General features: G+C 73.0%; 22 protein-coding genes. 10 read left to right on the top strand and 12 right to left on the bottom strand.

Annotation, left to right across the window (positions count from 1 at the left end):
* Positions 1–56: 56 nt before the first annotated feature.
* Positions 57–1,040 (bottom strand): SGNH/GDSL hydrolase family protein, encoded by a 984-nt coding sequence (locus ACIBG4_RS15305; protein ID WP_397202296.1) that lies wholly within the window; start codon positions 1,038–1,040, stop codon positions 57–59.
* Positions 1,041–1,168: 128 nt separating this feature from the next.
* Between ACIBG4_RS15305 and ACIBG4_RS15300 the strand changes: the two genes are divergently transcribed.
* A complete protein-coding gene (locus ACIBG4_RS15300) occupies positions 1,169–2,539 on the top strand; it encodes a cystathionine beta-synthase (protein ID WP_397202295.1) in 1,371 nt (456 codons plus the stop codon).
* 97 nt (positions 2,540–2,636) lie between these two features.
* On the opposite strand, the gene ACIBG4_RS15295 is transcribed toward ACIBG4_RS15300, so the two are convergent.
* Positions 2,637–3,497, bottom strand: coding sequence for an NAD(P)-dependent oxidoreductase (locus ACIBG4_RS15295; RefSeq protein WP_397202294.1), 861 nt, complete (start codon positions 3,495–3,497; stop codon positions 2,637–2,639).
* A 66-nt stretch (positions 3,498–3,563) separates the two neighbouring features.
* On the opposite strand from ACIBG4_RS15295, the gene ACIBG4_RS15290 reads away from it, so the two are divergent.
* Positions 3,564–6,632, top strand: coding sequence for an AfsR/SARP family transcriptional regulator (locus tag ACIBG4_RS15290; RefSeq protein ID WP_397202293.1), 3,069 nt, complete (start codon positions 3,564–3,566; stop codon positions 6,630–6,632).
* A 12-nt stretch (positions 6,633–6,644) separates the two neighbouring features.
* Here the strand turns inward: ACIBG4_RS15290 and ACIBG4_RS15285 are convergent, their stop codons facing one another.
* Positions 6,645–7,787: a sensor histidine kinase gene (locus tag ACIBG4_RS15285; protein ID WP_397202292.1), complete on the bottom strand. Its 1,143-nt coding sequence runs from the start codon at positions 7,785–7,787 to the stop codon at positions 6,645–6,647.
* 139 nt (positions 7,788–7,926) lie between these two features.
* Here ACIBG4_RS15285 and ACIBG4_RS15280 point away from each other — a divergent pair, with 139 nt between their 5' ends.
* Both ACIBG4_RS15280 and ACIBG4_RS15275 read left to right on the top strand, forming a co-directional pair.
* Positions 7,927–8,163 carry a hypothetical protein gene (locus tag ACIBG4_RS15280; RefSeq protein WP_397202291.1) on the top strand — a complete coding sequence of 79 codons (237 nt, stop codon included), beginning with the start codon at positions 7,927–7,929 and terminating at the stop codon, positions 8,161–8,163.
* A 35-nt stretch (positions 8,164–8,198) separates the two neighbouring features.
* Positions 8,199–9,338, top strand: a complete 1,140-nt coding sequence (locus ACIBG4_RS15275) for a cystathionine gamma-synthase (protein WP_397202290.1) — start codon at positions 8,199–8,201, stop codon at positions 9,336–9,338.
* A gap of 75 nt (positions 9,339–9,413) precedes the next feature.
* On the opposite strand, the gene ACIBG4_RS15270 is transcribed toward ACIBG4_RS15275, so the two are convergent.
* Positions 9,414–9,842 carry a DUF2269 family protein gene (locus tag ACIBG4_RS15270; protein ID WP_310709699.1) on the bottom strand — a complete coding sequence of 143 codons (429 nt, stop codon included), beginning with the start codon at positions 9,840–9,842 and terminating at the stop codon, positions 9,414–9,416.
* A gap of 10 nt (positions 9,843–9,852) precedes the next feature.
* Positions 9,853–9,987 (bottom strand): hypothetical protein, encoded by a 135-nt coding sequence (locus tag ACIBG4_RS15265; protein WP_397202289.1) that lies wholly within the window; start codon positions 9,985–9,987, stop codon positions 9,853–9,855.
* A gap of 149 nt (positions 9,988–10,136) precedes the next feature.
* Between ACIBG4_RS15265 and ACIBG4_RS15260 the strand changes: the two genes are divergently transcribed.
* Positions 10,137–10,559 carry a DUF6292 family protein gene (locus ACIBG4_RS15260; protein WP_310709701.1) on the top strand — a complete coding sequence of 141 codons (423 nt, stop codon included), beginning with the start codon at positions 10,137–10,139 and terminating at the stop codon, positions 10,557–10,559.
* Positions 10,560–10,582: 23 nt separating this feature from the next.
* Here the strand turns inward: ACIBG4_RS15260 and ACIBG4_RS15255 are convergent, their stop codons facing one another.
* The 3 genes from ACIBG4_RS15255 to ACIBG4_RS15245 form a co-directional block, all read right to left on the bottom strand.
* Positions 10,583–12,550, bottom strand: coding sequence for a hypothetical protein (locus ACIBG4_RS15255; protein ID WP_355439831.1), 1,968 nt, complete (start codon positions 12,548–12,550; stop codon positions 10,583–10,585).
* A 30-nt stretch (positions 12,551–12,580) separates the two neighbouring features.
* Positions 12,581–13,348 (bottom strand): hypothetical protein, encoded by a 768-nt coding sequence (locus tag ACIBG4_RS15250; protein WP_397202288.1) that lies wholly within the window; start codon positions 13,346–13,348, stop codon positions 12,581–12,583.
* Positions 13,349–13,411: 63 nt separating this feature from the next.
* Positions 13,412–14,833, bottom strand: coding sequence for a sigma 54-interacting transcriptional regulator (locus tag ACIBG4_RS15245; RefSeq protein WP_397202500.1), 1,422 nt, complete (start codon positions 14,831–14,833; stop codon positions 13,412–13,414).
* Between the two features lie 141 nt (positions 14,834–14,974).
* Between ACIBG4_RS15245 and ACIBG4_RS15240 the strand changes: the two genes are divergently transcribed.
* Positions 14,975–16,168 carry an FIST N-terminal domain-containing protein gene (locus ACIBG4_RS15240; RefSeq protein WP_310709770.1) on the top strand — a complete coding sequence of 398 codons (1,194 nt, stop codon included), beginning with the start codon at positions 14,975–14,977 and terminating at the stop codon, positions 16,166–16,168.
* Positions 16,169–16,258: 90 nt separating this feature from the next.
* On the opposite strand, the gene ACIBG4_RS15235 is transcribed toward ACIBG4_RS15240, so the two are convergent.
* The gene (locus ACIBG4_RS15235; RefSeq protein ID WP_397202287.1) at positions 16,259–17,305 is read right to left on the bottom strand and encodes a hypothetical protein; all 1,047 of its coding nucleotides are present in this window, start codon (positions 17,303–17,305) and stop codon (positions 16,259–16,261) included.
* Between the two features lie 162 nt (positions 17,306–17,467).
* Here ACIBG4_RS15235 and ACIBG4_RS15230 point away from each other — a divergent pair, with 162 nt between their 5' ends.
* Together ACIBG4_RS15230 and ACIBG4_RS15225 are read left to right on the top strand one after the other, a co-directional pair.
* Positions 17,468–18,019 carry an RNA polymerase sigma factor gene (locus ACIBG4_RS15230; RefSeq protein WP_397202286.1) on the top strand — a complete coding sequence of 184 codons (552 nt, stop codon included), beginning with the start codon at positions 17,468–17,470 and terminating at the stop codon, positions 18,017–18,019.
* Positions 18,016–18,603, top strand: a complete 588-nt coding sequence (locus tag ACIBG4_RS15225) for a hypothetical protein (protein ID WP_397202285.1) — start codon at positions 18,016–18,018, stop codon at positions 18,601–18,603. Before ACIBG4_RS15230 ends, ACIBG4_RS15225 begins: the two co-directional genes overlap by 4 nt.
* 44 nt (positions 18,604–18,647) lie before the next feature.
* On the opposite strand, the gene ACIBG4_RS15220 is transcribed toward ACIBG4_RS15225, so the two are convergent.
* Together ACIBG4_RS15220 and hppD are read right to left on the bottom strand one after the other, a co-directional pair.
* Complete coding sequence (locus ACIBG4_RS15220; protein ID WP_397202284.1) at positions 18,648–20,087, bottom strand: M1 family metallopeptidase; 1,440 nt, start codon at positions 20,085–20,087, stop codon at positions 18,648–18,650.
* Positions 20,088–20,186: 99 nt separating this feature from the next.
* The gene (gene hppD, locus ACIBG4_RS15215) at positions 20,187–21,269 is read right to left on the bottom strand and encodes a 4-hydroxyphenylpyruvate dioxygenase (RefSeq protein ID WP_310709708.1); all 1,083 of its coding nucleotides are present in this window, start codon (positions 21,267–21,269) and stop codon (positions 20,187–20,189) included.
* A 130-nt stretch (positions 21,270–21,399) separates the two neighbouring features.
* Between hppD and ACIBG4_RS15210 the strand changes: the two genes are divergently transcribed.
* Together ACIBG4_RS15210 and ACIBG4_RS15205 are read left to right on the top strand one after the other, a co-directional pair.
* The gene (locus ACIBG4_RS15210) at positions 21,400–21,897 is read left to right on the top strand and encodes an Lrp/AsnC family transcriptional regulator (protein WP_310709709.1); all 498 of its coding nucleotides are present in this window, start codon (positions 21,400–21,402) and stop codon (positions 21,895–21,897) included.
* 87 nt (positions 21,898–21,984) lie between these two features.
* On the top strand, positions 21,985–24,123 hold the full coding sequence (locus ACIBG4_RS15205) for a transglycosylase domain-containing protein (RefSeq protein WP_397202283.1): 2,139 nt from the start codon (positions 21,985–21,987) through the stop codon (positions 24,121–24,123).
* Here the strand turns inward: ACIBG4_RS15205 and ACIBG4_RS15200 are convergent.
* Positions 24,109–26,088: a thioredoxin domain-containing protein gene (locus ACIBG4_RS15200; protein WP_397202282.1), complete on the bottom strand. Its 1,980-nt coding sequence runs from the start codon at positions 26,086–26,088 to the stop codon at positions 24,109–24,111. The two genes, ACIBG4_RS15205 and ACIBG4_RS15200, sit on opposite strands and share 15 nt — an antisense overlap.
* Positions 26,089–26,116 lie beyond the last annotated feature (28 nt).

Raw genomic sequence — 26,116 nt, 5'->3', positions numbered from 1 at the left:
CCATCCACTCCAAAGGGGACGAGGGGTGACGGCCCCGGAGCGGAGAGTGACCGGTGTCAGGCGTCGTTGACCATCTCGCCGGGGCGGCGGCGGAACAACGTCACCCATCTGCCATAGGGACCCGTCGCCCGCCCCGCGACCCGGGTCGCGGAAACCTCGGTGCCGGACTCCTCCGCGGCCGTGGCCGCCGCGAGGTAAATCGGTTGCAGTCCTTCGCCACGCGCGGGTCGCGGCTCGGGCCACAACCCCAACGCAGTGCATACAGAAGGTAGCACCGCGTAAGCGGCCGAGGCGTAACCTCGGTCAGATGGATGGAAACGATCCGGTCCGAACATCTCGCCCGGATTTGTGGCGAATTCCGGCCCCAGGAGGTCGGCGAACGCCACCGTACGGCCGCCCGCGTCCACCACCGCCACCATCTGCGCCGCGGCGAGCTGCCGGCTCCAGCGCCTCGTCACCCAGCGCAGGGGCTGCGCGATGGGCCGTACGGTGCCGAGATCCGGGCAGGTGCCGACGACCACCTCCGCGCCCGCCTCGCGCAGCCGCCGCACCGCCTTGACCAGGTGGCGCACGGCCATCGCCGGCGGCGTCTGCGTCACCACGTCGTTCGCGCCGACGAAGATGACCGCCACGTCCGGGTCGAGGCGCAGGGCCCGGTCCACCTGCTCGACCAGGGCGGCCGACGGCGCGCCCGACTTGCCGAGCACGTCCAGCCGTACCGGCCGCTCGGCCACGTGCGCCAGGCTGTTGGCGAGCAGCACACCGGGAGTCCTGTCCGGCGAGCTCACGCCGAGCCCGATGGAGGTGGAGTCGCCCAGCATCACCAGCCGCAGCGGCGGGCCGGTGTACGGGCCGTAGACGCCGTCGGAGGGCAGCCCGTCCAGGCCGTGCGGCTGGCCGATCACCTTGCGCGCCACCAGGCTCTCCACGATCAGCAGCCCGTACGCGGTGGCCCCCAGGGCCGTCAGACCGCCGCCTCCGAGCGCCGCCGCGATGGCGATCTTCCGGGCGGCTCGCGCCACCCCCGCTGCCCAGACCATGTGGGTTCTCCCCTCATCCGAACTCGGCGGTAGCGTTTGCTTGAAAACTAGCCGAGCGCCCGCCACCCCCACGGGATCCCGGCGACGGGCAAGCTGATCAAGCTTTTGCAAAGAAGGTGAACACCTCGGTGCGCGTACACGATTCCCTGGTCGAGCTCATGGGCAACACTCCGCTCGTCAGGCTGCACAAGGTTTCCGCGGGGGTGCCCGCCCAGGTGCTCGCCAAGGTCGAGTACTTCAACCCCGGCGGCTCGGTCAAGGACCGGATCGCCGTCCGCATGATCGAGGCCGCCGAGGCGTCCGGCGAGCTGCGGCCCGGAGGCGTCATCGTCGAGCCGACCTCGGGCAACACGGGGGTCGGGCTGGCCATCGTGGCCCAGCAGAAGGGCTACCGGTGCCTGTTCGTGGTGCCGGACAAGGTGGCCCAGGACAAGATCGCCGTGCTGCGGGCCTACGGCGCCGAGGTGGTGGTCTGCCCGACCGCCGTCGCGCCCGACCACCCCGAGTCGTACTACTCGGTGTCCGACCGGCTGGCGCGGGAGATCCCCAACGCCTGGAAGCCCGACCAGTACTCCAACGTCAACAACCCCGACTCCCACTACCACTCGACCGGGCCCGAGCTGTGGGAGCAGACCGAGGGCAGGATCACCCACTTCGTGGCCGGCATCGGCACGGGGGGCACGATCAGCGGCACCGGCCGCTACCTCAAGAAGATCTCCGGGGGCAAGGTCAAGATCATCGGAGCCGACCCGGAGGGCTCGGTCTACTCCGGCGGTTCCGGCCGGCCGTACCTCGTGGAGGGCGTCGGCGAGGACATCTGGCCCGCCACGTACGACACGAAGATCTGCGACGAGATCATCGCGGTCTCCGACAAGGACTCCTTCACCATGACCCGCCGCCTCGCCCGCGAGGAGGGGCTGCTCGTGGGCGGCTCGTGCGGCATGGCCGTGGTCGCGGCGCTCCAGGTGGCGGCCAAGGCGGGGCCCGACGACGTGGTGGTCGTGCTGCTGCCCGACGGCGGCCGCGGCTACCTGTCCAAGATCTTCAACGACGACTGGATGGCCGACTACGGGTTCCTGACCGAGTCCTCCGACGAGGGCCTGGTGGGCGACGTGCTCGCCCGCAAGGGAGCCGGGCTGCCGGAGTTCGTGCACGCGCACCCGCACGAGTCGGTCGGCACGGCCATCTCGATCATGCGCGAGTACTCCGTCTCGCAGCTCCCGGTCATGAAGGAGGAGCCGCCGGTCATGGCGGCCGAGGTCGTCGGCTCGATCGTCGAGCGTGACCTGCTGGACGCCCTCTACCGCGGCAAGCTGTCGTCCGACGACTCGATCTCCGAGCACATGTCGGCGCCGCTGCCGACGCTCGGCAGCGGCGAGCCGGTGGCGCGGGCGGTCGAGGCGCTGGAGAAGGCCGACGCCGCCGTGGTGCTGGAAGACGGCAAGCCCGCCGGGCTCATCACCCGCCAGGACCTGCTCGCCTTCCTCGCCAACCACTGACCGAGCCGACCACTGACCGAGCCGACCACTGACCTGATCGGTCACCGACCCACCAGGTCACCGACCGATCAGGTCACCGACCGATCAGGTACGGCCGTCACGGCTTCCTGATCGACTCGAACACGGTGCCCAGGCCCTCGTGGCCGCGCCCCTCGGCGACGGCGCGCTCGAAGAGCTCCTTGAGCGCGCCGGGCACCGTGGTCTCCAGCCCCGCGTCACGCAGCGCGTGCACGGCGTGGTCCAGGCCGACGGCCTGCATGAGGAGGCTGTTGAGCTCGCCCGGGTACACCCCGGCCGTGATCTCCTCGGCCAGGATCTTCGCGAACCCCATCGGGCCCTCGCCGCCCAGCAGCGTGAACATCTCCCGGGCGTACGGCAGGAAGCGCGCCGGCTCCACCCCGGCCGTGCCGAGCAGCGCGACGGCGTGCATGTAGCTGGTCAGGCTGGACCAGAAGACCAGGAGCTGCGCCTGGTAGAACATCATCGCCAGGCCCTCGTCGGCGCCCATGTAGTGGACGTCCCCGAGCGCTCCCAGCGTCTCGGCGTGCCGGTCCACGGCCTCCTGGGGGCCGCTGTAGAAGACGTACGAGCCGGGCCTGCCGATGCCGGGCGGCGGCACCATGATCCCGGCCGTCACCAGGACGCCGCCCCGCCCGGTCACCCACCGCGCCGCGGCGCGCAACTCCTCCGGGGTGCCGGAGCTGAGGTTCACCAGCACCTTCCCGTCGAGCCTCAGGTCGCCGAGGCTGTCGTACATCGCCTGGTAGTCGAGCTGGCTGATCACCAGCAGCTCGCCCGAGTCACCGGGGGAGGCGGCCAGCCTGGCCCCCTTCGCCACCAGCGGCTCGGCCTTGCTCGCCGTGCGGTTCCACACCGTCACGTCGTGGCCGGCTTCCAGGAACGTCGACGCCATGGTCGAACCCATCGGCCCGAGGCCGATCACTGTCACATCAGTCATGCGGCCCACCCTGCGCCGGGCCGCCACGGAATTCCTTCGGGGCGACTACGGGTTGGGACTGTCGTGGTGCGTTTCGGAGTGCTCGGCCCGCTCGCGGTGTGGGCGCAGGACGGCGGCCCGGTCCGGGTGGCCGAGCCGAAGGTGCGTGCCCTGCTGGCCGACCTCCTGGCGCACGGAGGCGGCCCGGTGCCGCCCGACCGGCTCATCGACGACCTGTGGGGCGAGCGGCCGCCGCGCAACCCGGCCGGGACGCTCCAGGCCCGGGTCTCGCAGCTCCGGCGGGCGCTCGGCGACGCGGGGCTGATCACGTACGGGCCGGCCGGCTACCGCCTCGCACCGGCGGACACGGACGCGTCCCGCTTCCTCGCCCTCCTCGCCGGCCCTCCCGCCCGTCCCGGGGCCGGCCCTCCCGCCCGTCCCGGGCTCCTGCGGCTCGCCGACGGGCCGCGCGGGGACCAGGGGACCGCCTGGTTGCGGGAACGGCTGGCGCGGCTGGACGAGGCGCTGGGGCTGTGGCGTGGGCCGGCCTACGCCGAGTTCGCCGACGCGGGCTTCGCGCGGCCGGAGATCGCGCGCCTGGAGGAGGCGCGGCTGTCGGCGCTCGAAGAGCAGGCGGAGGTCCGCCTGGCGCTCGGCGGCGACGCCGACCTGGCGGGCCTGGTGGCGCTCCACCCGCTGCGCGAACGGCTGCGCGGGCTGCACATCCTCGCCCTCTACCGGCGCGGCCGGCAGAGCGAGGCCCTGGCCAGCTACGGGGAGCTGCGGGAGTTGCTGGCCGAGGAGCTGGGGCTGGACCCGTCGCCGGAGCTGTCGGCGCTGCACCAGGCGATCCTCCGCCACGACCCCGCCCTGTCCGTCCCCGTTTCCGCCTCCGTCGCGGGCCCAGGGCAGGCCACCCCGAAGGAGCCTGTGACCAACCTGCCAGCCCCTCTCGCCGATCTTGTAGGCCGGGACGGAGAACTGGCCGCCGTACGCGACCTGCTCGCCGTGGGCCGCCTGGTGACGCTCACCGGGCCGGGCGGCGTGGGCAAGACCCGCCTCGCCCTGGAGGCCGCCCGCGCCCTCGCCGGAACGGATCTCCCGGACGGCGTGTGGCTGGTCGAGCTGGCGGGGGCCGCGGACGTGGCGGAGGCGGTGGCGGCCGTGCTGGGCGTGCGCGACGACGGCGCGGAGCCGCTGGCCCCGAGGCTGGCGCGGGCACTGTCCGGAAAGCGGGCCCTGCTCGTGCTCGACAACTGCGAGCACGTCGTGGCGGACGCCGCCGGCCTGGCGGCGCGGCTGCTGAAGGCCGCGCCCGGTCTGCGCGTCCTCGCCACCAGCCAGGAGCCCCTGGAGGTCACGGGGGAGCGGCTGCTGCCCGTGCCGCCGCTGCCCGAGCCCGAGGCCGTGCGGCTGTTCACGGCCCGCGCCGGGGTCGAGCCGGACGCCGCCGTCGCCACCATCTGCCGCCGGCTCGACGGTATCCCCCTCGCGCTGGAGCTGGCGGCGACGCGGGTGCGCGCGCTGGGCGTCGAGGGCGTGGCCGAGCGGCTCGACGACCGGTTCAGGCTGCTCAGCGCGGGCATGCGCGACGCCCCCGCCCGCCAGCGGACGCTGCGCGCCGCGATCGACTGGAGCTGGGAGCTGCTGACCGCCCCGGAGCGGGTCGTCCTGCGCCGGCTGGCCGTGCACGCCGACGGCTGCACGCTGGAGGCCGCCGAGGAGGTCTGCGCCGAGCCCGGCGTCGACGTGCTCGACGCCGTCGCGCGGCTCGTGGACCGGTCGCTGGTCGTGGTGACGCCGGGGCCGCGCTACCGGCTGCTGGAGTCGGTCGCCGCCTACTGCGCCGAGCGGCTCGCCGAGGCCGGCGAGCTGGAGGCGATCAGGGAGCGGCACGCGCGCCACTACACGGAGCTGGCCGTACGGGCGGAGCTGCGCGGCCCGCGCCAGCTCGCCTGGCTGGACCGGCTCGACCTCGAAACCGCCAACCTCCGGCTCGCCCTGGCCGGACCCGAGCCGTTGCGCCTGGTCAACGCGCTGGCCTGGTACTGGTACCTGCGTGGCCGGCTGGGCGAGGCCCGCAGGTCGCTGACCGCCGCGCTCGCCCGCCACGACGGTCGGTCCGGGGGCGCGTCCGGTGAGGCGGCCGTGGCGTCCGTGTGGCTGGCCGGGATGACGCTGCTCAGCGGCGAGACGCCGCCCGCCGTCCGTCAGGCCGGCCTCGACGCCTCCGGCCGGGCGTTCGCCTCCTGGTTCCTCGCCCACGTCCAGTGGGCGTACGGCGACCACGAGGAGCGCCGGGCCGCCGCCGACCGGGCGCTGGCCGCGTACGAGGAGCTGGGCGACCGGTGGGGCGTCGCCGCCGCGCTCTCCCTGCGCGCCAAGCTGGCCCAGGTCCGGTGCGACCTGGAGGCGATGCGGCGCGACGGGGAGCGCAGCCTCGCGCTGTTCACCGAGCTGGGCGACGACTGGGGCCGGATGGAGGCCATGGACGCGCTCGACCGGCGCGCCGAGACACGCGGCGACTACGCGGAGGCGGCACGGCTGCGGGAGGAGGAGCTGCGCCTGGCCGAGCGGCTCGGCTTCGAGGTGCCGTTCAAGCTGTCCGCGCTGGGCAGGATCGCGCTGCTGGCCGGCGACTACGCCACCGCCGACGACCTCCACGAGCGGGCCAGGCGGCTGGCCGTGGCGCAGTCGTACAAGTCGGCCGAGGAGTCCGCGGTGCTCGGCCTGGCCATGAGCGCCAGGCGGCAGGGCCGGTACACGGAGGCGGAGGCGCTGCTGACGCCGTGGCTCGGCTGGCTCCGGGAGGTGCGCGGGACGGCCGGCGTCGCGTTCGTCCTGGCCGAGCTGGGCTTCGCCGCCGAGCAGCGCGGCGACGCCGCGACGGCGCTGGCCAGGCAGCGGGCCGGTCACGAGGCGGCCCTGGCCAGCGGCGACCCGCGGGCGGTGGCCCTGGCTCTGGAGGGGCTGGCGGGCGCGGTGTCGCTCGCGGGTGACCACGCCGAGGCGGCCCGCCTGCTGGACGCGGCGTCGGCCATGAGACGGGAGGCGGGCACGCCGCGGCCCGCCGCCGAGCGGCTCGACGTGGACCGGATCGCCGCCCGGGTCCACGAGGCGCTCGGTGAGACCGCGTGGGAGCACGCCCACGCCTAGCGGACGGCCTTGTCAGGGCAGGGGGAACTCGGCCACCACTTCCCAGGCGCCCTCCGGGGTCGGGCCCGCGTACAGCCTGCCGCCGAGCGCCTCCACCCGCTCGGACATCCCGACCAGCCCGAACCCGCCGCCCAGCCGGGAGAGCCGCGGGTCGGACGCCGACCCGAAGTTGCTGACCCGCAGCACCGCGACCCGGTCCGCCAGCCGCAGGGCCGCCTCGATCCACGACGCCCCCGGCGCGTGCTTGCGGATGTTGGTGAGCGCCTCGCGCAGCACCCGGTGCAGCGTGGTCATCACTTCCGGCGGCAGCGTGTGGTCGTCGATGCCCTGCCCGATCTCGAACGCCACCCGCTGTCCGTTCACGGAGAACCGCTCGGTCAGGTGACGCAGGTCGGCCAGCGACGTGCCGGGCGTGCGGGCCGCCTCCTCCTGCGCCCGCAGGACCGTGACCAGGCGCCGCATGGCGCCGAGCGCGTCGCCGCCGGCCCCGGCGATGGCGTCCAGGGCGGGCACCACGGCCTCCGGCTTCGTCTCCGCGACCGTGCGGGCCGCCTGGGCCTGGACCACGATGCCGGTGATGTGGTGGGCGACGAGGTCGTGCAGCTCCCGGGCCAGCTCCAGGCGCTCGGCCCGCCGTACGGCGTGGACGGCCTCGTCGCGGCGCTCCTGCTGGAAACGGAGGTAGCCGCCGATGCCGGTGGCCGTGGACCAGCCCGCGAACAGCAGGAAGGAGAACGCCAGCCCGCTCCCGTCGGACAGGCGCCAGCCGCCCTCGGCCATCAGCACGACCAGCGCGACGACGCACAGCACCGCCGCCCGCCGCACCGGATCCACGTGGCGCAGCACACCGATCGTGAGGACCAGCAGCGCGCCGGTCTCCGCCGATCCGGGCGCACCCGGCGTCGCGGTGACCGCGAGGACCACCGTGACGGCCACCGACATGCCCGCCAGCGCCGCGAACCCCTCCAGCCGCCACCGGCGCCGCAGCGCCACCGCGACGATGCCCGCGGCCCCGGTGATGGGGACGAGCCACTGCGGGCCGCCGTCCTTGGCCGCCACGGCCATGTCCACCAGCAGCATCATGCCGAGCCAGCCGACCACGGCGATCTCGCTCAGCCGCCTGATCCAGTACACGATGCGCCTGCCGTCCCCCACGCCATGGAGCCTAAGCCGGAAGTCGGAGTGCCCGTATCGGCCGTTCGGCCGAGCGGCGGCGGCCAGGACCGGCCCTTCAGCGGAGGCGGCGGCCGGCGCCCGCGGCGCATGCTGGACACGTCGGAAGGGGGACGAGGCCATGGTGGTCATCGGATTCACGCTGCTGGGGTTGGGACTGGTCGTCGGGCTGCTGCTCGCGGTGGCCGACCCGGTGCTGCTCTCGCGCATCAACGGGGAGCACACCGGCCAGGACGACGCGGGGACGGGCAGCGGCCGGTACATCCCGGTGCCGCGCCGCGAGCCGCGCGTGGAGGCGGAGGTCGTCCGGCTGGCGGACCCGGCGCGCGACGACCGGCACGAGCCCGCCGCCGCCTGAGCCGGTCGCGGGGCGAGTCCGTTACCGTGGGGCCTATGACGAACGGTTTCGAAACCCTGGCGATCCACGCAGGTCAGGAGCCCGACCCGCTGACCGGCGCGGTCGTCCCGCCCATCTACGCGACGTCCACCTACAAGCAGGACGGCGTCGGCGGCCTGCGTTCCGGATATGAATACAGCCGCTCGGCCAACCCCACGCGCACGGCGCTGGAGGAGGCCCTGGCGGCGGTCGAGGGCGGCGCGCGCGGGCTGGCCTTCGCCTCGGGCCTGGCGGCCGAGGACACGCTGCTGCGCACGGTCTGCCGGCCCCAGGACCACGTCATCATCCCGAACGACGCCTACGGCGGCACGTACCGGCTGTTCGCCAAGGTCAACGCCCGCTGGGACCTGCACTTCGACCCGGTGCCGCTCGGCGACCTCGACGCCGTGGCCGCGGCGATGACGCAGAAGACGCGGATCGTGTGGCTGGAGACGCCGACCAACCCGCTGCTCGGCATCGCCGACATCGCGGCCCTGGCCCAGCTCGCCCACGACAACGGGTCCCTGCTGGTCGTGGACAACACCTTCGCCTCGCCGTACCTGCAGCAGCCGCTCGCGCTGGGCGCCGACGTGGTCGTCCACTCCACCACCAAGTACATCGGCGGCCACTCCGACGTGGTGGGCGGGGCGCTCGTCGCGGCCGACCGCGGGCTCGGCGACGAGCTGGCCTACCACCAGAACGCCATGGGCTCGGTCGCGGGGCCGTTCGACGCCTGGCTCACGCTGCGCGGCCTGAAGACGCTCGGCGTGCGGATGGACCGCCACTGCGACAACGCCGAGCGCGTCGTCGACCTCCTGCGCGCCCACCCGCGCGTCACCCACGTCCTCTACCCGGGGCTGGAGGAGCACCCGGGGCACGAGGCCGCCGCCAAGCAGATGAAGAGGTTCGGCGGCATGGTGTCGTTCCGGGTCGCGGGCGGCGAGGAGGAGGCCGTCGCGGTGTGCAACCGGGCCGAGCTGTTCACGCTGGGCGAGTCGCTGGGCGGCGTCGAGTCGCTGATCGAGCACCCCGGCCGCATGACGCACGCCTCCGCGGCCGGCTCGCCGCTGGAGGTGCCCGGCGACCTCGTGCGGCTGTCGGTCGGCATCGAGACGATCGACGACTTGCTCGCCGACCTGAGCCGCGCGCTGGGCTGACCGCCCGGCCCGGCGGGAGCCGTCCGGGTCGGCGCCACCATCAGGCCGCCCAGGTCGGCACCATCCTCAGGCCGTCTAGGTCGGCACCACCATCAGGAAGAGGATGACCAGCCAGATCACCGCCAGCAGCCCGCTGATGGCGGCGATCCGGCCGTTCTGGACCTTGGCGTCGTCGTCCGTCTCGGTGCTCGCGAGCATCCGGACGGCGGAGCGCAGATCCCGGTCGATGATGACGATCAGCACGATGGCGACGATGAACAGCGTCATCGACGCCGTCATGTACCACTTGCCGAGCACGCCCCCGCCCATGACCGCGCCGAGCGCGATCCCGAACACCAGCACGCCCAGCGCGCCGATGCCGTAGACACGGGTCGTGCGCTGGATGCTCTGCAGGACGGGCACGTTCTTGGTGCGGATGGCGCGGGGCGCGGCCATGGTCACCGCGGTGAGCGGGCCCACGGTGAAGATGGCGAAGCCGATGTGCAGCCAGAGAAGCAACGACATGCCGCTGAGACTAGTCCCCGGCGATCTCGATCGTGGGCTCGACACCCAGCGGTGCCTCGACGCCGTCTTTGCCGTCCGGGGAGCAGTGCATGACGAGCTCGGTGACGGCCACGGCCACCACCATGAGCGTGATCAACACAATCATGGGCAACATCTGACTCCCCTCCTTCCCCGTCGTGGACGTAAATATCGTCCGTAATGACTAGACGGTGTGGCAACGGAATAAGTTCGGCGCGGGTATGGTTGGGGACCGTCCCACTTTTCTCACCCTTTGGACACATGGGGGTGTCTTCCGTGACCATCAGGCACGTCGAGCCGTATACCGATGAGTGGCTGAAGCAGCCGGTCTGCTACGCGCGCCTCGTCGTCGAGCAGCTCGGCGCCGAGGTCTCCGACTGGTGGGAGGGTCCCTGCGACCCCCGCGCCGTCACCGTCCGGCTCGCCGACGGCACGGCACTGGTGTGGGACGAGGAGAGCGGCTGGCGGCTCGGCCGCTACGTCGCCGGCGAACCCGGCCGGCACACCGAGCTCACCGGCGTCCGTTACCTCGGCGGCGGGCTGCTGCCCCGGCCGGAGCGGGTGCCGGCGGCGCTCGCCGACGCCCGCGAGGGCGTGGGCTCCAGCACCGCCTGGCGCCCCTGCTACCGCTCCCACCGCAACTGCCGCGACGGCTTCGACGTCGCCCTCGACTTCTACACCCGGCTCATCGACGCCTGACCTCCCTCGCGGGGGCGGCCGGGTCAGCGGGCGCGGCGCAGCCGCAGGAAGTCGCTGACCACGTACTCGCCGAGCCGCTCGGCGTCGGGGGAGAAGACCCGCCCGCCGTTCCTGCGGGCCACCTCCTCCACGAACTCCTTCAGCCGCTCGTCGGCCGCCAGCATGAAGACGTTGAGCGTGGCCCGCCGCCTGGTCATCTTGTCGACCTCGGCCAGCGTCAGCTCCAGCGTCTCGGCGGAGGGCGGCCACTCGAACGCCGACTGCCCGTTGCGCATCAGGTGCGCCGTCGGCTCGCCGTCCGTCACCACCAGTACCACCGGCTCGAAGTCGGGGTGCCGGTCGAGGTGGCGGCCCGCGATGAGCAGCGCGTGGTGCAGGTTGGTGCCCTGCACCATGTCCCAGTCGAGACCCGCGAGCTCGTCCGGCTGGAGCACGCGCGCGTAGTTGGAGAACCCGATGATCTGCACCGCGTCCTGCGGGAATTTCGAGGCCACCAGCGCCTGCAGGGCCAGCGCGGTCTGCTTGGCCGCGGCCCAGGTGCCGCGCAGCGCCATCGAGTAGGACAGGTCCACCAGCAGGCAGACGGCCGCCGCGCTGCGCCGCTCGGTCTCGGCCACCTCGAAGTCGTCCACCGACAGGCGCACCGCGCTCCCCGGCGACCCCTCGGCCCGCCGCAGGCCGCCGTTGCGCACGCCGTTGACCAGCGTGCGGACCACGTCGATGGGCTGCTCGTCGCCGAAGCGCCACGGCCGTGACGAGCCGGTCAGCTCGCCCGCCGAGCCCGCGTCGTGCAGGTCGTGGTCGCCGCGCCGGCCCGCGTCGAGCGAGGAGAACACCCGGCGCAGCGCCGTCTCGCCGAGCCGCCGCACCGCCTTGGGGGTGAGCTCCAGCTTGCCGCGGCGGCGCAGCAGGTAGCCCTGCTCCTCCAGCTCCCGCTCGATCCGCCGCAGCGCCTCCAGGTCGTCCACCGCCGAGCGTCCGAGCGCGCGCCGGACCGCGGCCTCGTCGATGTCGTCGAGCCGGGCCCCCGGGTAGTCCTGCCGCAGCGCTGACTCCAGCCGCGTCAGGTCGGCCAGCTCCTCCAGCGCCGTCACGGCGTCGCCCATCGCCAGCGGCTCCTCGCCGCCCAGCCGCTCGGGGGTGTCCCAGGCCAGGTCGGGGCGGCGGGCGTAGAGGGACTCGCCGAGGCGGCGCATCTGGTCCGACAGCCCGGCCTGGTCGAGCGTCTGGTTGATCAGGTTGTTGAGCTCCTCGCGCTGGCCGGGCGTCATCGAGGCCAGCATCCGCTGCGTGGCGGCGGCGCGGCGGGCCAGGATGTCGACCAGCTCCTCCAGGTCGCGCGGGCGCTCGGGGAACAGGTCGCCGTACTCCTCCATGAACGCGTCGAAGTCGGCCTGTGTGTGCTCGCCCCGGGCGTCCTTGTCGAGCATGTCGTTGAGGCCGGCCATCATCTGCCGGACCCGCTCCATGGCCGCCGGGTCGGGGTCGGCCAGCGCGTCGCGCATCCCACGGAACTGGGTGTCGAGCACCTCGCGCCGCAGCAGGTCGCGCAGCTCCTCGAACGTCTGCCGCGCGGCGGTGGAGCGCCACTCGTACGAGCTCAGCTCCTGGATGGCGCTCGCCGTGTCGTCGGGCAGCCCGTCGAGCTCGCTCTCGCGCAGCCGGGCGTCGTCGGACGGGTCGGGGAACAGCTCGGCCCGCTCCTGGCCGATGGCCTTGTCGAGCAGGGCGCGGGCGTGTTCGAGGGTGCCGTCGAGGCGGCCGCTGTCGCGCAGCTCGCGGCGGCGGCGGCGCACCTCGCGCAGCATGTCGTCGAGGCCCCTGCGGTCGTTCGCGCCCGGCAGGCCCCGCTTGAGCAGGTCACGCAGGGCATGGACGGGGGTGGAGCCGGACAGGATGGCGTCGCCCATCTCGTCCAGCGCCGCCCGCACGTCGTACGGCGGGGCCAGGGGGTCGGGGCCGTCGTGGTACTCGCCATAGCGGTAGGCCATCACGGACCCACGCTAACCCCACGAGCCCGTTCACGCGTCCCCGTAGACCTCCCAGACCTGCTGGACCTCCTCGGAGAGGGGCACGTAGTCGACCCGGACCGCCACCGGGTGCCGTACGCCCCTCAGCGCCCTGGCCAGGTCGGCCCCCGTGCACGCCTTCCGGCCGAGGCCGTTCGCGTCCGCGTTGACGGGCTCGCCGGTCAGCCAGCCGTCGCGGCACCCCCGGGTCACGCGGCTGAAGGCCGCCGCCCGGGTGTAGCCGAGCCGCACCGTACGGCCGGCGCGGGTGAACAGCACGGCCGAGTCCCCGGCCGGCCGGAGCGTGCCCCGCACCACCCGGGAGGGCGACGGCTGGACCAGGACCTCGCTGACCGTGACCGCCCGGCCGTCGCGGTGCTCGACGTGGACCGGCACCGGGCCGCCGCGCAGGCTCTCGGTCAGGTCGCCCGGAGCGCACCGGGTGGTGCCGCGTCCCCTGCCGTCGATCGCGATCTGGCCCTCGGTCTCCTTGAGGTCGCAGGCCACGGTGACGCGGCGGTAGGCGGCCCCGGTGTAGTCGAGCGTGAGCCGCCGGGCCCCGGCGATGGCGGTGAAGCGGTGCAGCGGCTTGCGGTAGGTGGCCGCGCGGGGCGTGACGCGCAGCCTGCCGGCGCCGTCGGCCCACGCGTAGCCGAACACCGCCTCGGTCTTCGCCTCGGCCTGTGCGGGGCGGGTGGCCGCGGTGGCGGCGGCCGGCGCCGCGGGCGCGCAGAGCAGACCGCACAGGGCCAGGACGGCGACATGGACGAACGGGCGCATGGGACGGTTCCCCCCGGTCAGAGTGATGGACACCCACTCTGACGCGGGAGGGACGTCAGATGTTCACGTCCGGTAGACGGTCACCCCGTCGAGGTCGTCCTTCGACAGCCGCCGCATGAGGTACAGGCCCTCCAGGGCGAACTCCAGCGCCGCGGCGGCGTGCCCCGGCGACTCCTCGCCCGTGCCCATGCCGAGCCGCGACATGATCTTGGCCAGGCCGTCGACCGGGCCGATGCGGTGCAGCAGCTCGCCGGCCGGCACCAGCTCGCCCGACTCCACCTGGTTGCCCTGGGAGAACTTCTCGATCAGCGCGGACAGGTCCATGCCGCCCAGCCGGCTGCGGAACGTCTCCGCCGTGGCCCGGCGCAGCAGGTGGGCGAGGATCTCGGTCTCCCGGCCCTCCTCGCTGACCTCGAACTCCACCTTGCCGCGCAGGCTGTGGACGACGCAGGACAGGTCGCACACCCGGGTGACGGCCCGGTCCTCGCCGGTGATCGCGGCCCTGCGCACGGCGGAGGCGGCGGCGGTCTCGGCGGCGGCGATGGAGAAGCGCGCCGAGACGCCCGAGCGGGCGTCCACGGAGGTGGACTCGCGGACCAGCCGGGTGAACCGGGCGATGGTCTCGACGAGGTGCTCCGGCACGTCGGCACCGATGTCGGGCACCGACTCCTGCCGGATCAGCGCCAGCTCGTCCTCGACCGTCGTCGGGTAGTGGGTGCGGACCTCCGCGCCGAACCGGTCCTTCAGCGGCGTGATGATCCGGCCCCGGTTGGTGTAGTCCTCGGGGTTGGCGCTGGCGATGAGCAGGACGTCCAGCGGGAGCCGCAGGTTGTAGCCGCGGACCTGGATGTCGCGCTCCTCCAGCACGTTGAGCAGCGCCACCTGGATGCGCTCGGCCAGGTCGGGCAGCTCGTTGACGGAGAAGACGCCGCGGTTGGTGCGCGGGACCAGTCCGTAGTGGACGGTCTCCGGGTCGCCCAGCCGCCTCCCCTCGGCGATCTTGATGGGGTCGACGTCGCCGATCAGGTCGCCCACCGACGTGTCGGGCGTGGCGAGCTTCTCGCCGTAGCGCTCGTCGCGGTGCTTCCACGCGACGGGCAGCTCGTCGCCCAGCTCCTCGGCGAGGGCCCGGCAGCGCGTGCAGACCGGCGCGTACGGGTGGTCGTTGATCTCGCAGCCCTCGACGACCGGCGTCCACTCGTCGAGCAGGCCCGTCACCGTGCGGATCAGCCGGGTCTTGCCCTGGCCGCGCTCACCGAGCAGGACCAGGTCGTGCCCGGCGAGCAGAGCCCGCTCAAGGTGCGGCAGGACGGTGTCGTCGAAGCCCACGATGCCGGGAAAGCGGGGCTCGCCCGCGCGCAGTCTGGCCAGCAGGTTCTCGCGGACCTCTGCTTTCACGGTGCGATGAACGTGACCGCTTTCTCGCAACTCGCGGAGATTTAGAGGCTGATGCACGGGATCGAGACTACGTCCCCCGCGACGAATGCGGCAGAGGTTTCGCGTCCGGCGCAGATTACGGATCTTGCTGATTGAGTGACGCGTCGTGTGCGTGCTTGTTCCTTTAGTGGGGAGAATCGGAGCCTAGGGAACTTGGAGCTGCCGAGGGAGGCGGGAAGCGTGGCCCTGATGACGAGCCGCTTCGCGGACGGCCTCGCCGTGGGTGCGGACCTGGAGGAGACGGACCTGGAGAAGCTCGCCGAGCGTGCGGTGGGACAGGCGCTGTCCCGGCTCGGCGACCAGGCGGACCTGGTCTGTTTCTTCATCTGCGGTGACGACCCCGACGACGTCGCACGGGCCGGGCAGCGGGCGATGGCGCTCGCGCCCGACGCGCACGTGATCGGCTGCAGTGCCACAGGAGTGATCGGAGACGGGCAGGGAGTGGAGCTGAAGCCGTCCGTGAGCGCGTGGGCGGCCACGCTGGGGCAGGCGCGGCTGACGCCGTTCGCCCTGGAGACGCTGAACGCGGAGGACCGGTTCGTGGTGGTCGGGCTGCCCGACCGGGGCCCCGACGACCACGTGGCGATCCTGCTGGCCGACCCCTACTCGTTCCCGACGGACGCGTTCGTCGAGCGGTCGGCGGACGTGCTCGGCGACCTCCCGCTGATCGGCGGCCTGGCCAACGGCTCACACGGGCGCGGCTCCGTGCGGCTGTTCGCCGACGGCGAGATCTACACCGAGGGCGCGATCGGCGTGCTGCTCAGCGGTCCCGTGCGGATCAGCACCGTCGTCAGCCAGGGGTGCCGGCCCATCGGCCCGTCCATGGTCGTCACCCGCGCCGAGGACAACCTCCTGCTGGAGCTGGCCGGGCAGCCCGCCCTGGCGCGCCTGGAGGACATCGTCAGCGAGCTCGACGAGGACGACCGCGAGCTGGTCGCCGCCGGCCTGCAGATCGGGCTGGCCATCGACGAGTACGCCGAGCGCCACGAACGCGGCGACTTCCTCATCCGGGGTGTGATCGGCATCGACCCGGAGCGGGAGGCCGTGGCCATCGGCGACATCGTGGAGATCGGGCGTACCGTCCGCTTCCAGGTGCGCGACGCCGCCACGGCCGACGAGGACCTGTACGACCTGCTGGAAGCCCACCGGGCCGAGTTCGGGCAGGCGGACGGTGCGCTGCTGTTCTCCTGCAACGGGCGCGGGTCGGCCATGTTCGGCAGCGCCGACCACGACCCGGTGGCGCTGCGCGACACGCTGGGCCCGATCGGCATGGCCGGGTTCTTCGCGGCCGGGGAGGTGGGACCGGTCGGCGGCCACAACCACGTGCACGCCTTCACGGCGTCGGTGCTGGTCTTCTCACCGGGTACGGCAGACGGGGCGTGATCCGGGCGACCGACGTCGGCGGCGCCGGACCGCGCCGGGCCAGGACGCCGGGCCGGCCGGCGCGGCGGCGCTGATCCTGGCGGGCGACCGTTACGGCACCAGCCCCCAGGTGGTGGCCAGCCGTTCGGCCACGGCCTCCTGCCGGGGGCGGTAGACGGCGAGGAACCGCGCGCCGCACTCCAGGTCGTCCAGCGCGGAGGCGATCTCCCGGCGCAGGTACCGCTCGGCCTCGCGGGCCGGCAGGACCTGGCGAGACTCGTCCGACACGTCGGCGGGGGAGCGCCTCTGCACCCGCTTCCCCTCGCGGTGCCGGGCGGCGGACTTCTCCAGCCGCTCCAGGAGCGCGGCGAACCGGTCGCGCTCCGAGGTGGCCACCTCGGAGGGTGCCGTGGCGGTGACCTCGTACCCCTTGGCGGTGAGGCAGTAGGCGTAGGAGCCCGCCAGGGCGATCAGTCCCGGGTCGGTGTCCAGCTCGTTCTTCCAGGCCCGTCCGAGCGCCCGGACGTACTGCCGGCGCAGGTGGGCCGCGTCGGTGACGTCCCGGCCGAGGACCTGCTTGACGGTGATGACGTAGCACTCGGCGCCGGCGGCGGCGTAGGCGTCCGTGCCCGCCGCGCCGTGCGTCCTGGTGCGGGCCGGCCCGGGAGTCTCGGGCGGCGGCTCCACGGCGAGGGGCGTGCCGACGGCCGGTGGCTCCACGGCGAGGGGCGTGCCGACGGCCGGCGGCTCGGGCGCGTGCGTCCGGGTGGGCGTGGCGTCCGCGGTGGCGGCTGGCGCGGAGGGGGATGTCACGGGCGTCTCGGCGGCCGGGAGATCGGCCTGCGGGGGAAGGGTCTCCGGGACGTGGGCGAGCGGGTCGTTCGGACGGGCGAGCGCGGCGAAGACCCCGTAGCCGTACCGCGAGCGGTACGCGCGCATCGCCGCCCGGTCGCCCCCGCGGCGCCGCTGCTCGTCGGCGGCCGGCGGCGCGGGAGTCCCCGGTACGGCCGGCGCGTACGCGAAGCCTCGCCCCTTCATGCACGCGGCCATGACCTGCTGCTGCCGCCCCAGCACGCCCGGGGCCGGAGGCGGCGCGGGCACGAGGCCGCAACCGGTCGCCATGGCGGCGACGCCCAGGAGGGCCACGATCTTGCGCATGACGGCCAGGGTAGGGGCTCCCGCGCCCGGCCCCGGCACGGTCCGCACCCGTCAGCGGCCGACAGGCGGTGATTCGTGTCGTAGATCACAACTGTCAGGCTTGTAACGCTTCGGTGGGCTCCTTCCAAGCAGGGGTGTAGATCGACGAAGGGAGCTTGGCCGGTGCGTCGCAAACAGGCGGAGATCGCCACGGATCCCGTGGCCTTCGAAGCCTTCTACCGGCGGCACGTCGACGCGGTCACCCGCTTCCTCGCCCGCCGGGTCGAGGACCCTCACACCGTCGCCGACCTGGTGGCCGAGGTGTTCGTGGCGGTGCTCGACTCCGCCCACACCTACCGGGCGGGCCTGGGCAGCGAGATCGCGTGGCTGTACGGCGTGGCGAGGAACACGCTCTCGGCCGAGCGGCGCCGCGCGTTCAGGGAGTCGAGGCTGGCCGACCGCGTGGGCGGCCGGCGGCTGCTGGACGCCGACGACGTCGTGCGCCTGGAGGAGCGGATCGACGCGGAGAGCAGGGCCAGGCGGGCCTTCGAGGCCATGGCCGGGCTGCCCGAGGGGGAGCGGGCCGTGATGGAGTTGATCGCCATCGACCAGCTCACCGTCACGGAGGCCGCGCAGGCCCTCGGCATCCGGCAGGGGACCGCCCGGGTCCGGCTGCACCGCGCGCGCCGTGCGCTGCGCGACGTTCCCCTCGTCATGGAAGGAACCACAGGATGAGTTTCGAGGAGCGCCTGCTGATGGAGCTGAAAGCCGAAGTCGCCGCCCGCGGGGTGGAGCACCGCCGCCGGGTGACCGTCCGCCGTCTGTTCGCGGGGGCGGCGGTGGCCGGGCTGGCCGCCGCGGCCGCCCTGGCCGTGCCGCTGCTGACCGGCACCGAATCCCCGGCGTACGCGGTGACGAAGAACACCGACGGCACGATCGGCATCGAGATCAAGGAGTTCAGAGACGCGGACAAGCTGGAGAAGGACCTGGCACGGCTGGGCGTCACGGCCGACGTGACGTACGTCAAGCCCGGCACCTGGTGCAGGCGTGACAGGGGCCGCGTCGTGCCGGGGGACAAGGCCGCCCACGTGCGGGCTGGAGGGGTGGACATCGAGCCCCGGTACATCGCGAAAGGCCAGACGCTGCTGCTGGAGTTCACCATGAACGAGGATCAGACCTCCGGCCCGGTGAAGCCACAGGTCCTGTGGCAGTTCTCGGGACGGGTGATCGACGGCCCGGTCAAGCCGTGCGTCGTGGTGCAGGACCCGAGCTGGAACGACATCGGCGGCCCCGAGGGACGGCCGCCCGCCGGTAGCTGACCCCGCGGCCGGCGCGGGCGGGCCGGGGCCGGGCCGCGGGTCGCTCAGGACTCGGGGCGGCTGGGCTGGAAGAGCCAGGCGTCGAACAGCGAGTCGAGCTGCTTGCCCGACAGCTTCTCGGCCAGCGCGATGAACTCGGGAGTGGTGGCGTTGCCGTACTTGTGGTCGGCCACCCACGTCCGCAGCAGCGTGAAGAACGTCTGGTCGCCCACGGCCCGGCGCACCGCCTGGAGCGTCATGGCGCCCCGCCGGTAGACCGACTGGTTGAACAGGTCGTCCGGCTTGGCCCGGCCCGGAGGGTACTTCCAGACCGGGTCGTTCTTGACGGCGTACTGCCGGCGGAACATCGTGTCGGCCGTGGCCCCGCCGGTGTGCTCGGACCACAGCCACTCGGCGTAGGTGGCGAAGCCCTCGTTGAGCCAGAGGTCCTTCCAGCGCTTGATGCTGACGCTGTCGCCGAACCACTGGTGGGCCAGCTCGTGGGCGATGATGCTCGTGTCCGGGTCGAAGCCGCCGTACATCGGCTTGGTCTGGTTCTCCAGGGCGTAGCCCGCGGAGTAGTTGTCGACGACGCCGCCGGTCGAGGAGAACGGATAGGGGCCGAAGAGCTTGCTCCAGTAGTCGGTGACCTCGCCGGAGACGCGGTAGAGCTTGCCGAGCGCGTTGCGGTAGGCGGGGTCGACGGCGGCGATGTTCGGGATGCCGCCGGCGGTCCTGCCCTGGCGCAGGTCGAACTTGCCGAGTGTCGCCGTGGCCAGGTAGGTGGCCATCGGGTGGGTCTCGCGCCAGGTGAACGTGGTGCGCCCGCCCGGGGCCGCCTTCTTGCCGGTCAGCTCGCCGTTGGCCAGGGCGGTCAGGCCCTGCGGCACGGTGATCTGGAAGTCGAAGGTGGCCTTGTCGGCGGGGTGGTCGTTGTTGGGGAACCAGGTCTTGGAGCCGGAGGGCTCGGAGGCCACGAACGCGCCGTCGGTGGTGGGGATGAACCCGTAGGTGCCGAGGTTGGACGGGTCCTTGACCGGCTTGGGCTGGCCCGCGTAGGTGATCTTGACCGTGAAGCGGGCGCCGTCGGCCAGCGGGGTCTGCGGGGTGACGGTCAGCTCGTCGCCCTCGCGCGAGAAGGCGGCCTTGGCGCCGTCGACGGTGGCCTCGCTCACCTCCAGCCCCGACAGGTCCAGGTTGAAGCGCGACAGCCGCTGGGTGGCCGTGGCGTCGATCGTGGTGACCCCGTCGAGGTGCTTGGTGGACGGGGTGTAGCCGATCGTGACGCCGTAGTGGCCGACGTCGTAGCCGCCGTTGCCGTCGAGCGGGAAGTCGCTGTCGCCGATGCCCGGCGCGCCGGCGTCGGCGCCGCTCGCCGCGACGGGCGTGCCCTTGCCCGAGGTGTCGGGGTGGGCCGGGCCGGCCGCGGCGTCGCCGCTCTGTGAGCAGGCGGGCAGCGTCAGGAGCGCGACCAGCGCGGCGCTCGCCTGGCGGGTGAACCTCATGACGTCGCGCTCCCCCTTCGTAGCGTGACACGTAGCTTACGCGGTGTCACGAGCGCGCGGGGAGCTCGCCGGACCTCGGCGCGGTCGCGCTCGGACGTCTCAGAGGTTACCCCGGCGCTCCTGCTCCCGCTCGATGGCCTCGAAGAGGGCCTTGAAGTTGCCCTTGCCGAATCCCAGCGAGCCGTGCCGCTCGATCAGCTCGAAGAAGACGGTGGGCCGGTCCTGCACCGGCTTGGTGAAGATCTGCAGCAGGTAGCCGTCCTCGTCCCGGTCCACCAGGATCCGGCGCTTCTTGAGCTCCTCGATCGGCGCCCGCACCTGCCCGATGCGCTCACGCAACTCGGGATCGTCGTAGTACGAGTCGGGCGTGTCGAGGAACTGCACGCCGGCCGCCCGCATGTGGTCGACCGTGGTGAGGATGTCGTTGGTGGCCAGCGCGATGTGCTGCACGCCGGGGCCGCCGTAGAACTCCAGGTACTCGTCGATCTGCGACTTCTTGCGGCTGACGGCCGGCTCGTTCAGCGGGAACTTGACCTTGCGGGTGCCGTCGGCCACGACCTTCGACATGAGCGCGGAGTACTCGGTGGCGATGTCGTCGCCGACGAACTCCGCCATGTTGGTGAAGCCCATGACGCGGCGGTAGAACTCCACCCACTCGTCCATCCTGCCGAGCTCGACGTTGCCGACGCAGTGGTCGACGGCCTGGAACAGCCGCCCGTTCTTCACCGCGGGCGCGGCCACGAGCGGCTCGGTGGCCTGGTAGCCCGGCAGGTAGACGCCGCCGTAGTTGGACCTGTCCACGAGCGTGTGACGGGTCTCGCCGTAGGTGGCGATCGCGGCGAGCACCACCTTGCCGCGCTCGTCCTCCAGCGTGTACGGCTCGACGAGCCCCCGGGCGCCCTGCCGTACGGCGTGGGCGTAGGCCGACTCCACGTCCGGCACGTCGAGCGCGAGGTCGATCACCCCGTCGCCGTGCTCGGCCACGTGCCGGGCCATGTCGGTGCCGGGCCTGATCGAGGAGCGGAGCTCGAACCGGGCGGAGCCCGAGGTCAGGACGTAGCCGACCTCGTCGCGGCTGCCGTTCTCCGGCCCGCGGTAGGCCACCAGCCGCATGCCGAAGGCGGTCGAGTAGTAGTGCGCCGCCTGCTTGGCGTTGCCCACGGCGAACACCACGGCGTCCATCCCGTTAACCGGAAAAGCATCAGTCATGCCACTAAATCTCGACTTACCTGAGCTGGTTGTGCAAGAGTTACCTGAAACACTGAACAATCTGTCCAGCACAGCCGCGAAACGTCCGGAGTTCCTGTACACCATGACGATCGACGATCTCGACGCCCGTCTCATCGCGCTGCTGGCCGCCGAGCCGCGCCTCGGCGTGCTGGAGAGCTCGCGCCGCCTCGGCGTGGCCCGCGGCACCGTCCAGGCCCGGCTCGACCGGCTGATGGCCAGGGGAGTGATCACCGGGTTCGGGCCGGACGTGTCGCCCGTGGCGCTCGGTTACACCGTCACCGCGTTCGTCACGCTGGAGATCAGGCAGGAGGCCGGGCACGACCCGGTGTCGCACGGTCTGGCGCGCATCCCCGAGGTGCTGGAGGTCCACACGATCACCGGCGGCAGCGACCTGCTCTGCCGGGTCGTGGCGCGTACCAACGCCGATCTCCAGCGGGTCATCGACGAGATCGTGGACGTGCGGGGCGTGCGTCGCACCTCGTCCGTCATCGCCCTGGACACACCCGTCCCGTACCGGGTGCTGCCGCTCGTGGCGGACGTTCCGCGCCGCGCGGGGGACCAGTACGTACGATCACGGTAGGGACGAGGCACCGTCACCGGTCGTCTACCCTTTACGTTCGCCCAGCATACGGGGGTTTGCGAGGTGCGGAGCGGTGGTGGGAACGGCATGCGGAAACGACGGATCCTGCGTCGGCTGCTGATCGCCGGCGGCGTGGGGATCATCCTCGCGGTCGCCGCGTTCGGCGTGGCGTGGGCCATGACGCCCATCCCGGACAGCACGCAGAAGCAGGCCACGGCGCAGGGGTCCGTCATCTACTACCGCGACGGCAAGAGCGTCATCGCCCGGCAGGGCGTCGACCGCCGCAACGTCGAGCTGGCCAAGGTGCCGCAGCACGTGCGCGACGCCGTCATCGCGGCCGAGAACCGCTCCTTCTACGAGGACGCCGGCGTCTCGGTCAAGGGCACCGGCCGCGCCCTGTGGTCCACGCTCACCGGCCAGCAGCTCCAGGGCGGCTCCACGATCACCCAGCAGCTCGTCCGCAACTACTACAGCGGTCTCAGCCAGGAGCGCTCCGTCACCCGCAAGATCAAAGAGATCATGATCTCGATCAAGGTGGACCAGTCCAAGTCCAAGGACTGGGTGCTGGAGCAGTACCTCAACACCATCTACTTCGGCCGCGGCGCCAACGGCGTCCAGGCCGCCGCACAGGCGTACTTCGGCAAGGACGTCGGCAAGCTCAGCGTGGCCGAGGGCGCCTACCTGGCCTCGGTGATCCAGCAGCCCAGCCGCTTCGCCGACCCCAAGGGCGCCGACCTGGAGGCCGCCCAGGCCCGCTGGCGGTCGGTCGTCGAGGCGATGCGCCAGAGCGGCACGCTCGGCGCGCAGGAGGCCGCGGCCCAGACGTTCCCGGTGCTGAAGGCGCCGAAGAAGCCGTTCGTGCTCCGGGGCCAGGCGCAGTACATGCTGGACCAGGTCACCGCCGAGCTCAACCGGCGCGGCTACAGCGACGAGGACATCAGCAGCGGCGGCCTGCGGGTCGTCACCACCTTCGACAAGAAGCTCATGCAGGCGGCCGAGAAGGCCGTCAAGAACACGGTGCCCGCCGCCACCCCGAAGCAGGTCCGCACCGGCCTGGCGGCCGTCGACCCGTCCAACGGCGAGGTCGTCGCCTTCTACGGCGGCAACCCCAAGCTCACCGGGTACGACAACGCCTTCTCCGCCAAGGTGCCGGCCGGCTCCACGTTCAAGGCGTACACGCTGGCCGCCGCGCTCAACAACGGCCTGGAGCTGTCCACCCTGGTCAACGGCAACTCGCCGATGCGCGTGGCCTCCGACCCGACGCACCCGATCCCCAACGACAGCGGCCGCTCGTACGGGACGATCGACCTGGTCCGCGCCACCCAGAACTCCGTCAACACCGCGTTCGTGGACCTCGGCCAGAAGGTCGGCCTCGACAAGGTGGCCGCCACCGCCGAGGCGGCCGGCATCCCCGTGGCGCAGCTCCAGCCGCACCAGGCCGCCGCGACCTTCCCGCTCGGCGTCGCCTCGGTCAGCGCCGTGCAGAACGCCTCCGGCTTCTCCACCTTCGCCAACAAGGGCGTCCACGTGGAGGCGCACGTGGTCAAGTCCGTCACCGACGCCAAGGGCGCCAAGGACGTGATCAAGCCGGCCTCCGCGCGGGCCGTGGCCGAGCAGGCCGCCGCCGACGCCACGTACGCGCTCCAGCAGGTCGTCAAGTACGGCACCGGCACCGCCGCCCGGCTCTACGACCGCCCGGTGGCCGGCAAGACCGGCACCACGGACGAGTCCAAGTCGGTCTGGTTCAACGGGTTCACGCCGCAGCTCGCGGTCGCCGTCGACATGTTCCGCTCGGACAACAAGACCGTCACGGTCCCGGGCTACGGCGTGCAGTTCGGCGGGCAGCTCCCCGCGCAGGTGTGGCGGGCGTTCATGACCGAGGCCATGCGCGGCAAGCCCGTCGAGGAGTTCCCCGAGCCGTCCGACTACGGCTACACCTCCCCGTACGACAACAACCCGTACGACAACCGGTACGACAACCCGTACGCCCCCCGCGACCCGCAGAGCCCCTACGACGGCTGGGACCAGCCCGACCCCCGGCAGCCGACCGGGCCGGACGAGACCACGGGGCCCCGGTTCACCGAGCCGCCGCAGACGCAGGTCCCGGACGACACGCAGGGCCCGCCCGACCTCGGCGACGACGGCGGCCGGTCCACCGACCAGGGCACCCTGGTCCCGACCACGGAGCCCGACGGACAGGGCCCCGTGCGCTCACCCGCCGGCTAGCTCGCGGCGCAGCTCCTCGGGCGTCGTGACCGGCATGCGGCAGGTGAAGCCCCGGCACACGTACGCGGCCGGCGCCCCGCCGACGAGCCCGCGCCCCTCCAGCAGCGCCGGGCCGCCCGCCACCGCCGCGGCCCCGTCCCCCTCCCCGGGCGTGCCCAGGGCGACGACCAGGCCCGGCACGTCCGCCAGCATCGCCTCGCGGTGCAGCGCCCGCGTGCGCGGGTCGGCCGGCGCGCCCACGACCGCCACCTCCACCGGCCCGTCCAGGGCGGCCCGCGCCACCGCGAGCCCCCACCCGGCGAACCGCGCGTGCCCGCCGGCCAGCACCGACACCGTGCCCAGCGCGGAGTGCGCCGCCTCCCGGTGCCGCGTCGAGCCGGTCAGCGCCGCGTACGACAGCAGCGCGCCCGCGGCGGCGTACTGCCCCGACGGCGTGGCGTTGTCCGTCGGGTCCTGGGGCCGCTGGAAGAGCCGCTCGGCGTCGTCGGCGGTGTCGTAGAAGCCGCCCGTCCCGTCGCCGAAGCGGTCGAGGACGGCGTCGAGCAGCGTCCCGGCCAGCCGGAACCACCGGGTCTCCCCGGTCGCCCCGTAGAGCGCGAGCAGCCCCTCGGCCACGTTGGCGTAGTCCTCCAGCACGCCCGCGTTCGCGCCCGCCCGGCCGTCGCGCGAGGTGCGCAGCAGCCTGCCGTCGCGGACGTGGACGCGGTCGAGCAGGCCGGCCGCCGCCGTGGCAGCCTCGACGAGGTCGGGCCGGTCGAACACCGCGCCGGTCTCGGCCAGCGCCGCGACGGCCAGGCCGTTCCACGAGGCCACGATCTTGTCGTCGCGGCCCGGGCGCACCCGCGACTCACGGGCGGCCAGCAGCCGGGCGCGCACCGAGTCGAGGCGGGCGACGTCGTCCGGGTCCTCCAGGAGCTGGAGCACCGACGTGCCGTGCTCGAACGTGCCGGTGACCTCGAACACCCGGGCCGCCCAGGCGCCGTCGTCCTCGCCGAGCACCTCGCGCAGCTGCTCGGGGGTCCAGACGTAGAACCTGCCCTCCTCGCCCTCACTGTCGGCGTCGAGCGCCGAGGCGAAGCCGCCCTCCGGGGTGCGCATCTCGCGCAGCAGCCAGTCGGCGGTCTCCAGCGCGATCCGCCGGGCCCGCTCGCCGCCGCCCGCCTTCCACCAGTGCGTGTAGACGCGCATGAGCAGCGCGTTGTCGTAGAGCATCTTCTCGAAGTGCGGCACGACCCACCGCGCGTCCACGCTGTAGCGGGCGAACCCGCCGCCGAGCTGGTCGTAGATGCCGCCCCGGGACATCGCGTCCAGCGTCTTCCCGCTCATCCCGCGCTCGCCCGAGCGCAGCAGGAACTCCAGCACCATCGACGGCGGGAACTTGGGCGCCCCGCCGAACCCGCCGTGCCCGGCGTCGAAGGAGGCCCGCAGGTTGTCCATGGCCCGGTCCAGCGCGTCCGCCCCGGGCAGCGGCCCGGTGGGCAGCGTCGTCCCCTGGGTCAGCGCGGAGACCACCTGGGAGCCCTGCCGCAGCACCCCTTCGCGGTTGCCCGTCCACGCCTGGTCGACGGCCGCCAGCAGCCGCTGGAACTCGTGGCGCGGGAAGTAGGTGCCGCAGTAGAACGGATGGCCGTCCGGCGTGGCGAACACCGTCATGGGCCAGCCGCCCTGGCCCGTCATGGCCTGCGTGGCGCCCATGTAGACGGCGTCCACGTCGGGGCGCTCCTCGCGGTCCACCTTGACGTTGACGAAGCGCTCGTTCATCAGCCGGGCCGTCTCGGAGTCCTCGAAGCTCTCGTGCGCCATGACGTGGCACCAGTGGCACGCCGAGTAGCCGACGCTCACCAGCAGCGGGACGTCACGCCGCCGCGCCTCGGCGAAGGCCTCCTCGCCCCACGGGTGCCAGTCGACGGGGTTGTCCGCGTGTTGCAGCAGGTACGGGCTCGTCGAGTCCTTCAAGCGGTTCATCAAGACCTCCCCGGATCACCCTACGGGC

The organism is Nonomuraea sp. NPDC050383 (assembly GCF_044459125.1).
Lineage (GTDB): Bacteria > Actinomycetota > Actinomycetes > Streptosporangiales > Streptosporangiaceae > Nonomuraea.
This window is presented reverse-complemented; position numbering and strand designations above follow the sequence as displayed.

Bases quoted from the DNA above. Each gene is read 5' to 3' on its own strand.
- ACIBG4_RS15250 (WP_397202288.1), bottom strand. From the start codon at position 13,348: ATGCGCCCGTTCGTCCATGTCGCCGTCCTGGCCCTGTGCGGTCTGCTC.
- ACIBG4_RS15280 (WP_397202291.1), top strand. From the start codon at position 7,927: ATGGTGGTCATCGGATTCACGCTGCTGGGGTTGGGACTGGTCGTCGGG.
- ACIBG4_RS15210 (WP_310709709.1), top strand. From the start codon at position 21,400: ATGACGATCGACGATCTCGACGCCCGTCTCATCGCGCTGCTGGCCGCC.
- ACIBG4_RS15200 (WP_397202282.1), bottom strand. From the start codon at position 26,088: ATGAACCGCTTGAAGGACTCGACGAGCCCGTACCTGCTGCAACACGCG.
- ACIBG4_RS15235 (WP_397202287.1), bottom strand. From the start codon at position 17,305: ATGCGCAAGATCGTGGCCCTCCTGGGCGTCGCCGCCATGGCGACCGGT.
- ACIBG4_RS15270 (WP_310709699.1), bottom strand. From the start codon at position 9,842: ATGTCGTTGCTTCTCTGGCTGCACATCGGCTTCGCCATCTTCACCGTG.
- ACIBG4_RS15240 (WP_310709770.1), top strand. From the start codon at position 14,975: ATGACGAGCCGCTTCGCGGACGGCCTCGCCGTGGGTGCGGACCTGGAG.
- ACIBG4_RS15305 (WP_397202296.1), bottom strand. From the start codon at position 1,040: ATGGTCTGGGCAGCGGGGGTGGCGCGAGCCGCCCGGAAGATCGCCATC.
- ACIBG4_RS15225 (WP_397202285.1), top strand. From the start codon at position 18,016: ATGAGTTTCGAGGAGCGCCTGCTGATGGAGCTGAAAGCCGAAGTCGCC.
- ACIBG4_RS15255 (WP_355439831.1), bottom strand. From the start codon at position 12,550: ATGGCCTACCGCTATGGCGAGTACCACGACGGCCCCGACCCCCTGGCC.
- ACIBG4_RS15205 (WP_397202283.1), top strand. From the start codon at position 21,985: ATGCGGAAACGACGGATCCTGCGTCGGCTGCTGATCGCCGGCGGCGTG.
- ACIBG4_RS15275 (WP_397202290.1), top strand. From the start codon at position 8,199: ATGACGAACGGTTTCGAAACCCTGGCGATCCACGCAGGTCAGGAGCCC.
- ACIBG4_RS15265 (WP_397202289.1), bottom strand. From the start codon at position 9,987: ATGATTGTGTTGATCACGCTCATGGTGGTGGCCGTGGCCGTCACCGAG.
- hppD (WP_310709708.1), bottom strand. From the start codon at position 21,269: ATGGACGCCGTGGTGTTCGCCGTGGGCAACGCCAAGCAGGCGGCGCAC.
- ACIBG4_RS15295 (WP_397202294.1), bottom strand. From the start codon at position 3,497: ATGACTGATGTGACAGTGATCGGCCTCGGGCCGATGGGTTCGACCATG.
- ACIBG4_RS15220 (WP_397202284.1), bottom strand. From the start codon at position 20,087: ATGAGGTTCACCCGCCAGGCGAGCGCCGCGCTGGTCGCGCTCCTGACG.